Raw genomic sequence first — 13,474 nt, forward strand, 5'->3', positions numbered from 1 at the left:
TCCGAAGCGCATGACCTCGAAGATCAAGCCCTCGAAGGGCGCCCCGTATGCGCGGATCATGGGCGTCGGCGGATACCGCCCGACCCGTGTCGTGCCCAACGAGGAGATCCTCAAGCACATCGACTCGTCCGACGAGTGGATCCGCTCACGGTCCGGCATCGCGACCCGCCACTGGGCGAGCCCCGAGGAGACCGTCGCGACCATGTCGGTCGAGGCATCGGGCAAGGCGATCGCCGACGCGGGCATCACGCCCGAGCAGATCGGCGCCGTGATCGTCTCCACCGTTTCGCACTTCAAGCAGACCCCGGCCATCGCGACCGAGATCGCGCACCGCATCGGTGCCGGCAAGCCGGCCGCGTTCGACATCTCGGCGGGCTGCGCCGGCTTCGGCTACGGCCTGACCCTGGCCAAGGGCCTGGTGACCGAGGGCTCGGCGGAGTACGTCCTGGTCCTCGGCGTCGAGCGGCTCTCGGACCTGACCGACCTGGAGGACCGCGCGACGGCCTTCCTGTTCGGTGACGGCGCCGGCGCGGTGATCGTCGGCCCGGCCACGGAGCCCGCGATCGGCCCGACCGTCTGGGGCTCGGAGGGCGACAAGTCCGAGACCATCAAGCAGACCCTCGGCTGGGACGTCTACCGTTCCACCCCGCTCCCCGGAGGGGACGCGCCCGAGGGCCGCCCGGCTCCGGAGGAGATCCGGTACCCCGCCATCACCCAGGAGGGCCAGTCGGTCTTCCGGTGGGCGGTGTTCGAGATGGCCAAGGTCGCCCAGCAGGCGCTGGACGTGGCCGGAGTCAGCCCGGACGACCTGGACGTCTTCATCCCGCACCAGGCCAACATGCGGATCATCGACTCGATGGTGAAGACTCTGAAGCTGCCGGAGAGCGTGACGGTCGCCCGCGACGTGGAGACCACCGGCAACACCTCGGCAGCCTCCATTCCGCTCGCCATGGAGCGGCTGTTGGCGACCGGGCAGGCCAAGAGCGGCGACACCGCGCTGGTCATCGGCTTCGGGGCGGGTCTCGTCTACGCCGCGACGGTCGTTACCCTCCCCTAGGCAAGATCTGCGCAGGGCCGTACGTCCTCGGACGTGTCGGCCGTCGCACGGATCCTCACCGCAAGTAACGCAGTTTCCCCATAAAATGACCGAAGGAGCGCCATCATGGCCGCCACTCAGGAAGAGATCGTCGCCGGTCTCGCCGAGATCGTGAACGAGATCGCCGGGATCCCCACCGAGGACGTCCAGGTGGACAAGTCCTTCACCGACGACCTGGACGTCGACTCGCTGTCCATGGTCGAGGTCGTCGTCGCCGCCGAAGAGCGCTTCGACGTGAAGATCCCGGACGACGACGTCAAGAACCTCAAGACGGTCGGCGACGCGACCGAGTACATCCTCAAGCACCAGAGCTGATCCAGCTCCCGCGCATGTCGCCACCCCGCGGTGGCGCCGTCGATTCAGACCCCTCTACCCGTGGAGTAAGAATTCCCGTGAACGCGACCAATCGCACCGTGGTCGTCACCGGTATCGGCGCAACCACACCGCTGGGTGGCGACAGCGCTTCGACTTGGGAGGCCCTGCTCGCCGGACGTTCCGGCGTCAGCCTTCTCGAGCAGGACTGGGCGGCCGAGCTGCCCGTCCGTATCGCCGGCCAGATCGCCGTGGAACCCACCGAGATCCTGCCCCGCCCGCAGGCCCGCAAGCTGGACCGCTCGGCGCAGTTCGCGCTCGTCGCGGCCCAGGAGGCCTGGAAGGACGCGGGCTTCGCCGCCAAGGCGGGCGAGGACGCGTCGGTCGATCCGGACCGGCTCGGCGCCGTCATCGCCTCCGGCATCGGCGGCGTGACGACCCTGCTGGACCAGTACGACGTGCTCAAGGAGAAGGGCGTACGCCGCGTCTCCCCGCACACCGTGCCGATGCTGATGCCCAACTCGCCGTCCGCCAACGTGGGCATCGAGTTCAACGCCCGCGCCGGTGTGCACACGCCGGTCTCGGCGTGCGCGTCGGGCGCGGAGGCCATCGGCTACGCGATCGAGATGATCCGCTCGGGCCGCGCCGACGTCGTCGTCGCCGGTGGCACCGAGGCCGCCATCCACCCGCTGCCGATCGTGGCCTTCGGCAACATGATGGCGATGTCCAAGAACAACGACGACCCGCAGGGCGCCTCCCGCCCCTGGGACGTCGACCGCAACGGCTTCGTGCTCGGCGAGGGCGCGGGCGTGATCGTCCTGGAGTCCGAGGAGCACGCCAAGGCGCGCGGCGCGCGCGTCTACGCGGAGGCCGTCGGCCAGGGCATCTCCTCCGACGCCCACCACATCACGCAGCCCGAGCCGTCCGGCAACGGCATCGCCGCGGCGCTGCAGAACCTGCTCGACAACACCGACCTCAAGCCCGCCGAGATCGTGCACGTCAACGCGCACGCGACCTCGACGCCGGCCGGTGACGTCGGGGAGCTGAGGGCGCTGCGCAAGGCCTTCGGCGACGACGTCGACCACATGGCGGTCACCAGCACGAAGTCGATGACCGGTCACCTCCTGGGCGGCGCCGGCGGTATCGAGACGGTGGCCACGGTCCTCGCGCTCAAGAACCGTGTCGCCCCGCCGACGATCAACATCGACAACCTCGACCCCGAGGCGCAGGCGGACATCGTGCGCGGCGAGCCGCGCGCGCTGCCCGAGGGCCGGATCGCGGCCCTGAACGACTCGTTCGGCTTCGGCGGCCACAACGTGGTGCTGGCCTTCCGTTCGGTCTGACACGCAAGCCGAGGGGCCCGCCCGGTGACTTCACCGGGCGGGCCCCTCGGCGTTCCTCCCGGCCGCGCGCCGCTCAGCCCCCGAAGCTCGCGAAGTACGCGGCCGCGCCGTCCTTTTCGCCGTGGCCCTGCTCCTCGGCCCGCCGGAAGCGCTCGCCGGCGGCCTCGGCCAGATCCATCCTTACGCCGGCGTCCCGGGCGGCCTCCGTGATGAGCCGGGCGTCCTTGCGGGCCGCGGACACCGTGAAGCTCGGCGGGTAGTCGCCGGACAGGATCAGCTCGGATTTCAGCCGCAGGTACGGCAGGTCGAGCGCCCCGCCGGCGACCGCGTCGAGGAAGGCGCGCGGGTCCACTCCGAGCGCCTCGGCGAGCGCGAGGGACTCACCCGTACCGTTGATGACCGTGAGCACCCAGTTGTTGACGACGAGCTTGAGACGGCTGGCGGTCCCGCTCCCCGCGTCCTCGCCGATCCACTGGGTCCGGCTCCCGACAATGCCGAATACGCGCTCGGCGCGCTCCCTGACGTCCTGGGGACCGGCCGCCAGGATCGTCAAGTCCCCCTTCTCCGCAGGGGCCTTGGTGCCCAGCACCGGGGCGTCGACGAACCGCAGGCGGTGCTCGTCGGCGAACCGGGCGAGCGACGGCAGGGACTCGACGCCGACCGTGCTCGTCTGGAGCCACAGGGCACCGGCCGGCAGCGCGTCCGCCGCCTGCCTGATCGCGTCCAGGACGGCGTCCCCGTCCAGCAGCATCGTGAGGACCACCTCGGCGCCGTCCACCGCCTCGGCGGGAGTGCCGGCGACCCTGACCCCGTCGGCGGCCAGCGGCTCGGCCCTGGCGCGCGTACGGTTCCAGGCACGGACGTCCAGACCCGCCCTCGCGAGGTTGCGGGCCATCGCCGCACCCATGATTCCGGTGCCGAGCACCGCTACTGACAGGGCGTCGGAAGAGTTGTTGTCGGCCATGACGGCACGCTAGGCCGTGGAGCGGACTCCAAGGCAACTGCTGCCGCGTGTCGGGGGGGGCGGCCCTTGCCCCTAGACGACCTGGTGGAGCCAGCGGACCGGGGCGCCCTCGCCCGCGTAACGGAAGGGCTCCAGCTCGTCGTCCCAGGGCTTTCCGAGGAGCTTGTCGACCTCGGCGGCCAGCTCGGTCTCGCCGCGCGCCGAGCGGGCGACCGCGGCGCGCAGCCGGTCCTCGGGGATGAGGATGTCGCCGTGGATGCCCGTGACGGCATGGAAGATGCCCAGGTCGGGGGTGGAGCTGTAGCGCTCGCCCTCGGCGGTGGAGCAGGGTTCCGCGGTCACTTCGAAGCGCAGCAGATGCCAGCCGCGCAGCGCGGAGGCGAGTTTGGAGGCGGTACCGGCCTCCCCCTGCCACGAGAACTCGGCTCTCCAGGTGCCCGGGGACGCGGGCTGGCGGATCCAGTCGAGATTGACGCGCACACCGAGGACGCCCGCGACGGCCCATTCGACGTGCGGGCACAGCGCGCGCGGAGCGGAGTGGACGTACAGAACTCCACGTGTCGTCACCGGGACCTCCAGTGCGGTTCGAGGTTCGCCTTCCCCAGCGGCCTCGTGCCCGTTCCGGTTGCGGCCGGGACAGTTGTCATTCTGCCCCAGTGACCACTTCGGCACCAGCATGCTGGTGACCTACAGTAAACACCATTAGGCGGAATTTGCCGCAAAAGGGACAGGAAATGACGTGATGTAATTTGTCTGTGCCGACTGCACTTGCCACGTTGGGTCACCGCCCGGCAGGCACGGGGCAAAGCTACCGCGCGGTGCCGGTCGAGGGGGTGACGTACCGTCGGTACCCGAAGAGATATCACTCGCACGCCGGAGGGGACAGGGGATGACGCGGATCGATCGGCCTGTTCGCCCCCGGCGCATCCGCTTCGGCCTCCGCTCCTCACGCACCGTGGCCCTCGCGTCCGCGCTGGTGATCGCGCTCGCCTCCTGCGGCGCCGACGGCGGCCATCCGGACAAGCCGCACCCCAAGCCGACGCCCGTATGGCACACCGACCCCCACTCGATCGCGGCGCTCGGTGACTCGATCACCGTCGGCTTCGACGCCTGTACGCTGCTCTCCGACTGCCCCCGGGTCTCCTGGGCCACCGGCACCGACCCCAAGGTCGACAGCCTCGCCCGACGGCTGGTCGACCGCCCCGCCACACACAGCTGGAACTTCGCCCGTACCGGTGCCCTGATGAGTGATCTGCCGGGCCAGATGTCCGACGCCGTCGCCCGCAAGCCCGAGTTGGTCACGGTCCTGATCGGCGCCAATGACGCCTGCCGGCGCGAGGTCGGCGCGATGACCCCGAAGGCCGCCTTCCGCGCCGACTTCGCGCGGTCCATGAAGCGCCTGCGGCGGGCCCTGCCGCACACCCAGGTGTATGTCGCGGCGGTTCCGGACCTGCTGCGGCTGTGGTCCGAGGGGCGCAAGAACCCCCTCGGCAAGCAGGTGTGGAAGCTGGGCATCTGCGGGTCCATGCTGCGCGATCCGGACGATCTGACGAAGGCGGCGCAGGACCGCCGGGCGACCGTGCGGGAGCAGGTGATGGCCTACAACTCGGCGCTGGCCGAGGTGTGCGGCAAGGATCCGCTGTGCCGCTTCGACAAGTCGGTCTTCGACTACCGCTTCACCGGCCGCCAGTTGAGCACCTGGGACTGGTTCCACCCGGGCGCCCGCGGCCAGAAGGAACTGGCGGCACTGGCGTTCCGCACGATCAGCCGGGCAGGGTCCTAGGGCCTGTCTTCACAGTCCCGTCGTTCGCCCGCAGGGCAGGCGGGACTGTGAAGACAGGTCCTAGCGCGCGTCCGCGCGTCGTCGGTGTCCGGGCGCGGGCCCCGGACGGTGGGCGTCCCGCCGCGGGCATAGGCTCACGCGCATGGAGACGCAGGTCGGCAGGGAACCCTTCGGCACGCTGGACGACGGCACCCGTGTCGACCGCTGGACCCTGGAGTCGGGCCCGGGCGGGCTGCGGGTCCGCGTCCTCACGTACGGCGGGATCGTCCAGACGGTGGAGGCGCCGGACCGGGACGGGACGCGGGGGCAGCTGGCGCTGGGGTTCGCCGACCTCGCGTCGTACACCGCACACGGCGGCTCGTACTTCGGCGCGCTGGTCGGGCGGTACGCGAACCGGATCGGCGGGGCGTCCTTCGTGCTCGACGGCACGACCCGCGCGCTGGCGCCGAACGACGGGCGCCACAGTCTGCACGGCGGGCCGGGCGGCTTCTCCCGGGTGGTGTGGGACGCCCAGGAGGTCGAGGGCGGGGTGCGGCTGCACCGGGTGAGTCCGGACGGCGAGGAGGGCTTTCCCGGCGCCCTGGACGTCCGCGTGACGTACACGCTCACCGGGGGCGCGCTGCATATCGTCTCGGAGGCGACGACCGACGCACCGACCGTCGTCAACCTCACCAACCACACCTATCTCAACCTGGGCGGAGACGGCAGCGGCAGCGCCGCCGGCCATGAGCTGCGGCTCGCGGCGTCCCGGTACACGCCCGTCGACGACACCGGCATTCCGGTGCCCGGGGCGCCCGCCGATGTCACCGGTACCCGCTTCGACTTCCGTACGGCGCGTGCGGTGGCGGGTGCCTACGACCACAACTTCGCGCTGGACGGCGGGGTGTGCGCGGCGCCGCGTGCGGTCGCGGAGCTGTACGACCCGCGCTCGGGCCGCGTCCTGGAGCTGTCCACCACCGAGCCCGGCCTGCAGCTCTACACCGCGGGGCACCTCGACGGCACCCTGACGGGCACCTCGGGCGTCCCCTACGGTCCGGCGGCCGGCCTCGCCCTGGAGACCCAGCACTTCCCGGACTCCCCCAACCGCCCGGACTTCCCGACGACGGTGCTGCGGCCCGGCGAGCGCTACCGGTCGAAGACCGTGTACGCGTTCTCGGCGCGGCCGCGGAGTGCGGGAAACCCTTAAGGGCGGGGGACGGGCAAGGTCATCCTGTGCGGCGACGCGTCGGGGCGGCGAAAAAGGAACGATGAGCGATGACCGGCTCTCCGGTCCTCCGTCCGTTGCCTGCCCAGGGAGACCTCTCGCCATGGCCCGCCGCCCCCACGTTCCCCTTCTCGTGCTGTCCAGTGCGGCATCGGCCGTGCTGATCACCGGCTGCTCGCTGTCGGGCTACGGCCCGTCGAAGGAGGCGGAGCGGACGTACACCGTGCACGACAAGGTCACCGCGCTCTCCGCGACGACGCACGGCGGGAACATCGAGGTCGTGCCGCTGGACGCCGGCGGGTCGGTGAAGGTGACGGAGAAGTACGTGTACAACGAGCGGAAGCCGACCCCCGCACACGGCGTCAAGGACGGCCGCCTGACGCTCAAGGCCGAAGAATGCGGCATGGGGCGCAAGTGCGAGGTGAGCTACCGCGTCCTGCTGCCGCGCAACGCCTCCGTCGAGCTGCGGACCAGCGGCGGGGACATCACCGTGCACGGCGCCGCGGGCGGGATCACCGCGGAGACCAGCGGCGGCGACATCAACGTCGCGGACTCCGCGGCCCGCACGGCGAAGGCGAAGACCAGCGGCGGGGACGTGGACCTCGCGCTGTCCGCGGCGCCCGACGAGGTGTCCGGCCGGACCAGCGGAGGCGATGTCACCATCCGCCTGCCCAAGGGCTCGTACGCGGTGGACGCCTCGACGAGCGGCGGCAACCGCAAGGTCTCCGTCCCGACGGACGAGGACTCCGCGCACAAGGTGACGGCGCGATCGAGTGGCGGTGATGTCACGGTGGTTCGCTCATGAGGGGGCAGTGGGGGCGTCCGTGCGCGAAGGCGCCCCCGTCCCCGGCCGCGTCAGCCGACGGTGACCTCCGCCGTCAGCCTCCGGTCGTCGACGCTGCGCGCCGCCTCGACGAGGTAGACGCCCTTGACCCGGCGCCAGCCGCCGTCCGCCGTTTCCCCGCCGTCCGCCGCGTCCCAGACCGCGAACGCCCGGTCCGGCAGCGGGATCTCGGCCTCGACGCTCTCCCCGGGACCGGCCTCCACGACGGCGAAGCCGGCCAGCCAGCGGGCCGGGCGCTCCGGAGCGTCCGGGGCGGCGTCCGCGGTGGGCGCCAGATAGATCTGGACGACCTCGCGGCCGGGCCGGTCGCCCGCGTTGCGGATGCGCACCCGCACCGAGTCGGGGGTGGTGTCCAGCGACTCGTACTCCCAGTCGGTGTAGCCGAGTCCGTGACCGAAGGGGTACGCGGGCGCGGGCGCGGACCGCTGCCAGGCGCGGTAGCCGATGTACACCCCTTCGGAGTAGGCGAGTTGACCGTCAACGGGGGTGACATCGGTGACCGGGGCGTCGGCGAGCCGGTCCGGCCAGGTGGTGGGGAGCCGGCCGCCCGGCTCATGGGCGCCGAGCAGGACGTCGGCGAGCGCCGCACCGGCCTCCTGGCCGGGGAACCAGCTCAGCAGCACGGCGGGGACCTGCGTGCGCCACGGAAGCTCCACGGGCGAACCGGAGTTGACGACCACGACGGTGTGCGGGTTGGCGGCGGCGACCCGGGTGACCAGCTCGTCCTGGCGGCCGGGCAGCCGCAGGTCGCTGCGGTCGAAGCCCTCGGACTCGACCTCATCGGTGGTGGCGACGACCACGATCGCGACATCGGCGACGGCCGCGGCGCGGACCGCCTCCTCGATCTCCGCGTCGGCGTCGAGCCGCGGTTCGCTGTGGCCCAGGGCGAAGTTCAGCCCGCTCAGGCCGTCGCCCGGGTCCCGGCCGCCCGGCACGAACCGCAGGGCGACGTCCACGCGCTCGCCCGCCGTCAGCTCCGCCGTCACCCGCCGCTCGACCGGGCGCAGGAAGGACTCGAAGGGGTCGCCGCCCTCGGGCGCGCAACGGCCGTCGAAGAGGACCGCACCGCCCACGGTCAGCCGCAGGTCGCCGGTGCCGGAGACCGCGAGGGTGTGGCTGCCGGTGAGCCGCGGGGTGCAGCTGCCGGTCAGTTCGACGGCGCTCAGGTTCTGCCGGGTGACGCCCTCGGGGAAGCGGCCCATCACCTGCACCCTGCCGTCGAACTGCGGCGTCTCCGCGAGCACTTCACCGTCGGCGGCCAGGTAGCGGGCGCGCAGCGTGAAGCCCTCGCGGGCGTGCGGCACCCGGGTACGCGGCTCCGCACCGACCGCGAAGGCGACCTCGACGTCGTCGGGGAGCGCGGCGCGCAGCCCCTCCAGCGGGGAGACGACCGTGTCGGGGAAGACGGTCGCGGACCCGCCGCCGAGCACCCGCGCCTCGCGGGCGGCCGCCCCGATGACGGCGACCCTGCGGAGGGCCGTGGCGTCGACCGGCAGTGCCCGCCGGCCCCCGTCCACCGGCTCGTTGCGCAGCAGGACACACGCCCGCCGGGCGATCTCGCGGGCCACCGCCCGGCCGTCGATCCCCTGCGGAACGGCCTCCGGACCGACCGCACCCGGCACCCCTTCCAGGCATCCGGTACGGGCGGCGAGCAGCAGCACCCTGCGCACCGCGTCGTCCACCTCCGTCTCCGCGACCTCACCCGCACGGACGACCTCGGCGAGCGGCGCGCCGTAGACCGTACGGGGCCCCGGCATCGCCACGTCCAGGCCGCCGCGCAGGGCGCGCACGGTGTCGCGGGCGGCCGTCCAGTCGGAGACATTCACGCCGTCGAAGCCCCATTCGCCGCGCAGCACGTCCTGTACGAGAGCGCGGTGCTCGGTCATCGTCGAGCCGTTGACCCGGTTGTAGGCGGTCATCACGCCCCAGGGACGGGCGTGTTCGACGATGTGCTCGAAGGGCGCGAGGTAGAGCTCGCGCAGCGGGCGCGGGGCGATGCGGTTGTCGACGGTGAACCGGTCGGTCTCGGCGTCGTTGCCGACGAAGTGCTTGACCGTCGTACCGACGCCGCCTTCCTGCACACCGCGCACATACCCGGCGCCGATCACGCCCGTGAGCAGCGGGTCCTCGGCGTAACACTCGAAGTGCCGGCCGGTCAGCGGTGAGCGGTGGAGGTTGACGGTCGGCGCGAGGAGGACGTGCACGCCCTTGCGGCGGGCCTCCTGCGCGAGCAGATGGCCGGCCCGGCGGGCGAGGGCGGGGTCCCAGGTGGCGGCCAGCGCCGTGGGGCTGGGCAACGCGACCGAGGGGTCCCCGGCGTTCCACTCCTGGCCCCGTACACCGACCGGGCCGTCCGACATGACCAGCGAGCGCAGCCCGATCGCGGGCACGGCCGGCAGGCTCCAGGTGTCCTGACCGGACAGCAGCCGGACCTTGGTGTCGAGGTCGAGCGCGGCGAGCGCCCGCTCCACCACTGCGGTGTAGTCGTGCGCGTGGCCGCGGGCTCGGTGGTGGTCATCGGCATCGGTGGGACAGTGGGGCTGGGCGTCGGTCATGTGGTTCTCCGGTGCTCCTGAGTGGACGTCCTCCCCCCCTGTCGGGATTCTCGCCGCCCCACCTCCTGGACGGTAGGTGCCGTTACTTTTCCGTTACACCAGTCGTACGGGATCTCCACGCGAGGGATACGCTCGGCCGGTGACTGCACCAGACCAGGACGGACCCCGACCCGACGGCGGAGCGGGCGGCCGGCGGAGCGGTGGCGGCCGGGAGGTCCGGAGCGCGGAGCGGCGCGAGGCGATCCTGCAGGCCGCCATGGAGCTCATCGCCGAACGCGGCTACCGGCGCACCTCGCTCGCCGCCGTCGCCGAGCGCGCCGGGCTGACCCAGCAGGGGCTGCTGCACCACTTCCCGACGAAGGAGCTGCTGCTGGTCGGCGTGCTGGAGGCGCGCGACCGCTGGGACCTGGCCTGGGCCGCCACGGCGTCCGACACCTGGCGCACCGACGCCCTCGCCCAGATCGTCGACTACAACGCCACCCGCCCCGGCATCGTGCAGACCTACACGGTGCTGTCCGCCGACAGCGTCACCGAGGACCACCCGGCCCGCGCGTTCTTCGAATCCCGCTTCCGCGCCGTACGGGCCTCCATGACCGAGGTGCTGCGGGCCGAGTGCGGCGACACACTGCCCGGCGGCCTGACCCCGGAGCGGGCGGCGCCGCTGCTGGCCGCGGTGATGGACGGACTGCAACTCCAGTGGCTGCTGGACCCGGAGGACGTGGACATGCCGGCGGCCTTCCGGGACTTCCTGGCGCTGCTGGGGCGGGGCGAAGGCCAGGGCGGCGCCGGTATCGGCGAGGAGTCGGACGGGGACTGATCCTCCGTGCCGTCGTCGGCACCAGGAACAGCACCGCCTCCGGCCGGCGCAGCAGCGACTTGCCGGGGTCGAGCGAGGGCCCGAACCGCATCAGGTAGCGGAGGCCCTGATGTCCGTGCACGGTGGCCTGCGCGGCGGGCTGAGCACCGCACAACTGGCAGCCCGGGGCACTGCGTACGGGTGCGGGTGCGGGTACTGCTGGGCGTACGGGTACGGGACCCGCGCCGGATGTCCCGGATGCGGTGCACAAGAGCCGGCGGGCTGCTGCGCGTAAGGTCCCGCGGACGGCGGGGCGTACGGGTGCGGGCCGTGCGGTGGCGGCGGGGTGGCCACAGAGATCCCCCTGAGTCTCGTGGGCATGGCCGGACGCGGTGGTGGACCGGACCGGACCGAATCAGGAACCCTGTCCGTGGACGTCCGGCGGGCGGGAGTCAGGGCAACGGGGTATCGACACCTGCCTCTTCCGCCCCGCCGCGCGCGCCGCTTTACTCGCCCCCATGAGACGCATACGTACCAGGATGGGCGCGCTCGGAGTCGCGCTGCTGGCCGTCGCCCCGCTGTCCCTGACGGCGCCGGCCACCGCGGCCGCCCCGGCGGATGTCACAGCGGATGTCACGGTGGAGGAGGGGCGGCTGACCCAGGCCGCGCCGCAGGAGATCCTGCGGCGCAGTGGATTCGATGCGGTGGAGCGGGAGTTCGGCCGCGGGCTGGCGCGGGTGACCACCTACGGGGGGGCCCGGCGTTATGTCGCGGACGAGGGACGGGCGCTGTGGCGGCGGGCCGTGGACCGGGCGCAGGGACGCGGGCCCGACGGCGGCGACCTGAGCCGGGACGACGACCGGCCGCTGTACTGGGCGCGGCTGGGGGTGACCCGGCAACTGCGCCAGTGGCAGCCGGACTTCGGCCTGACCGCGTCCGAGCGCGGCGCGCTCCTCGGGTCGCTGGAGCGGGGGTCGCGCGGCCAGGACTCGATCGCACTGCCCGCGGGCAAGCACGTCCTGCGGATCGTGCTGACCGGCTTCGATCCCTTCCAGTTGGACGGCGATCCGCGGCGCAGCAATCCGTCGGGGGCGGCGGCGCTGGCGCTGGACGGGACGACGGTGCGTACGGCCTCGGGGCAGCCGGCCCGGATCGAGACCGCGGTCTTCCCCGTACGGTGGGCCGACTTCGCGGACGGCACGGTGGAGCACACCCTGCTGCCGCACTTCCGGCCCGGCCCGCGGCAGGCCGACCTGTTCACGACCATCAGCCAGGGCCGCCCCGGCCGGTTCGATGTCGAGCGGACCAACGGGGCCTGGCGGGGCGGCTATCCGGACAATGCTCGGGAGTCCCGTACGGAGACCGTGCCGATTCCGGCCGGGGTGCCGACCGTGCGGCCGCAGCCCCAGTGGACGACCACCACCCTGCCGTACGCCCGGATCGTGGCGGCCGGAACCGGGTCCTTCCCCGTGGTCGACCACACCGAGGTCACGGAGATCCCGGCGGGCGGCACCGAGCCGGTCGACCGGGCGGACGGCCCGACTCCGGGTTCCACGGCCCGCGCCGGCGGCGGCGGTGACTACCTCTCCAACGAGATCGCCTATCGGGCCACCCTGCTGAGGGACGCGGTGCGCCCGGCGCTCCCGGGCGGCCATCTCCACACGCCGGTCCTGGAGTTCGGCCCCGGCAACACGGACCCGGCACACGGCCAGGTCACCGACCCGGACTTCGTACGGCACCGGGTCGCGATCACCGACCAGGTACGGGCGATCGTGACGGTGGCGGCCTCGGAGACGGCGGCGGCGCGGGACACCCGGGGCTGACGGGCACGGGCGAGCGGGCCGGGGCCAGGCCGGGCAGGGCCGTGCGCTGGGGGAAGTGAGGTGGAACGCGGGCCCGCGAAGAGGTGCGGGCCCGCGGCGGGGCGCGGAACGGCTCGTTCACCCGGCGCGCTGCGCGCAGGCGTTCGCGCCGAAGCCCGGTGGTCGTCCACCGTGGCGCCCGCGCCACCCGGACCGGCCCCCGCCGACCGGTTGTAGCCTCGGCCCTTATGACCTGGCTGCCTGAGGACTTCGTCCACCCCGTCTCCGTGCCCCTGCCCGACACCGCACTTCACCTGCGGCCGATCCGGGAGGCGGACACCGCGATCGACTACCCCGCCGTGATGGGCTCCCGAGAGCGCTTGTGGAAGATCTTCGGCCCGGCCTGGGCGTGGCCCCAGGAGACGATGACCTATGAAGAGGACCGCATCGACCTGCTGCGGCACGAGAAGGAGATCGCCGCGCACCAGTCGTTCAACTACGCACTGCTGGACGAGGCGGAGACGGCGCTCCTCGGTTGCGTCTACATCGACCCGCCCGAGCGCACCGGCTCCGACGGGGAGATCTCCTGGTGGGTGGTGGACGACCTCGTCGGCAGCGAGGCGGAGCGCGCGCTCGACGCGCTGGTGCCACAGTGGATCGCCGCCGACTGGCCCTTCCAGCGGCCCCGTTACCTGGGCCGCGACATCACCTGGCAGGACTGGCTCGCGCTGCCGCGCTCCTCGTGACACATCCGAGTCGGCTCCCCCGGGCCGCG

12 protein-coding genes are annotated in these 13,474 nt (G+C 72.6%); 9 read left to right on the plus strand and 3 right to left on the minus strand.

The window, feature by feature from the left end:
- Positions 1–10 precede the first annotated feature (10 nt).
- The 3 genes from Scani_RS28690 (at position 11) to fabF (ending at position 2,751) form a co-directional block, all read left to right on the plus strand.
- Entirely contained in the window at positions 11–1,057 is a 1,047-nt protein-coding gene (locus Scani_RS28690) for a ketoacyl-ACP synthase III (protein ID WP_159480698.1), read from the plus strand.
- Positions 1,058–1,162: 105 nt separating this feature from the next.
- Positions 1,163–1,411, plus strand: a complete 249-nt coding sequence (locus tag Scani_RS28695) for an acyl carrier protein (protein WP_030991425.1) — start codon at positions 1,163–1,165, stop codon at positions 1,409–1,411.
- Positions 1,412–1,488: 77 nt separating this feature from the next.
- Positions 1,489–2,751, plus strand: coding sequence for a beta-ketoacyl-ACP synthase II (fabF, locus tag Scani_RS28700; protein ID WP_159480699.1), 1,263 nt, complete (start codon positions 1,489–1,491; stop codon positions 2,749–2,751).
- Positions 2,752–2,824: 73 nt separating this feature from the next.
- Here the strand turns inward: fabF and Scani_RS28705 are convergent, their stop codons facing one another.
- Positions 2,825–3,715: an NAD(P)-dependent oxidoreductase gene (locus Scani_RS28705; RefSeq protein ID WP_159480700.1), complete on the minus strand. Its 891-nt coding sequence runs from the start codon at positions 3,713–3,715 to the stop codon at positions 2,825–2,827.
- Positions 3,716–3,787: 72 nt separating this feature from the next.
- Complete coding sequence (locus tag Scani_RS28710) at positions 3,788–4,282, minus strand: DUF3145 domain-containing protein (RefSeq protein ID WP_088802014.1); 495 nt, start codon at positions 4,280–4,282, stop codon at positions 3,788–3,790.
- Positions 4,283–4,604: 322 nt separating this feature from the next.
- Here Scani_RS28710 and Scani_RS28715 point away from each other — a divergent pair, with 322 nt between their 5' ends.
- From Scani_RS28715 to Scani_RS28725, 3 genes are all read left to right on the plus strand, one after another.
- A complete protein-coding gene (locus tag Scani_RS28715; RefSeq protein WP_159480701.1) occupies positions 4,605–5,498 on the plus strand; it encodes an SGNH/GDSL hydrolase family protein in 894 nt (297 codons plus the stop codon).
- Between the two features lie 142 nt (positions 5,499–5,640).
- Complete coding sequence (locus Scani_RS28720) at positions 5,641–6,684, plus strand: aldose epimerase family protein (protein WP_159480702.1); 1,044 nt, start codon at positions 5,641–5,643, stop codon at positions 6,682–6,684.
- Between the two features lie 121 nt (positions 6,685–6,805).
- Positions 6,806–7,507, plus strand: coding sequence for a DUF4097 family beta strand repeat-containing protein (locus Scani_RS28725; protein ID WP_159480703.1), 702 nt, complete (start codon positions 6,806–6,808; stop codon positions 7,505–7,507).
- 50 nt (positions 7,508–7,557) lie between these two features.
- Here Scani_RS28725 and Scani_RS28730 read toward each other — a convergent pair whose 3' ends face one another.
- Positions 7,558–10,101 (minus strand): beta-glucosidase family protein, encoded by a 2,544-nt coding sequence (locus Scani_RS28730; protein WP_159480704.1) that lies wholly within the window; start codon positions 10,099–10,101, stop codon positions 7,558–7,560.
- A gap of 139 nt (positions 10,102–10,240) precedes the next feature.
- Between Scani_RS28730 and Scani_RS28735 the strand changes: the two genes are divergently transcribed.
- The 3 genes from Scani_RS28735 to Scani_RS28745 all read left to right on the plus strand — a co-directional run bounded on the left by Scani_RS28735 (position 10,241) and on the right by Scani_RS28745 (position 13,445).
- Entirely contained in the window at positions 10,241–10,918 is a 678-nt protein-coding gene (locus Scani_RS28735; RefSeq protein WP_371872387.1) for a TetR/AcrR family transcriptional regulator, read from the plus strand.
- A 497-nt stretch (positions 10,919–11,415) separates the two neighbouring features.
- On the plus strand, positions 11,416–12,720 hold the full coding sequence (locus Scani_RS28740) for a pyroglutamyl-peptidase I (RefSeq protein WP_159480705.1): 1,305 nt from the start codon (positions 11,416–11,418) through the stop codon (positions 12,718–12,720).
- A gap of 227 nt (positions 12,721–12,947) precedes the next feature.
- A complete protein-coding gene (locus Scani_RS28745; RefSeq protein WP_159480706.1) occupies positions 12,948–13,445 on the plus strand; it encodes a GNAT family N-acetyltransferase in 498 nt (165 codons plus the stop codon).
- Positions 13,446–13,474 lie beyond the last annotated feature (29 nt).

The organism is Streptomyces caniferus (assembly GCF_009811555.1).
Lineage (GTDB): Bacteria > Actinomycetota > Actinomycetes > Streptomycetales > Streptomycetaceae > Streptomyces > Streptomyces caniferus.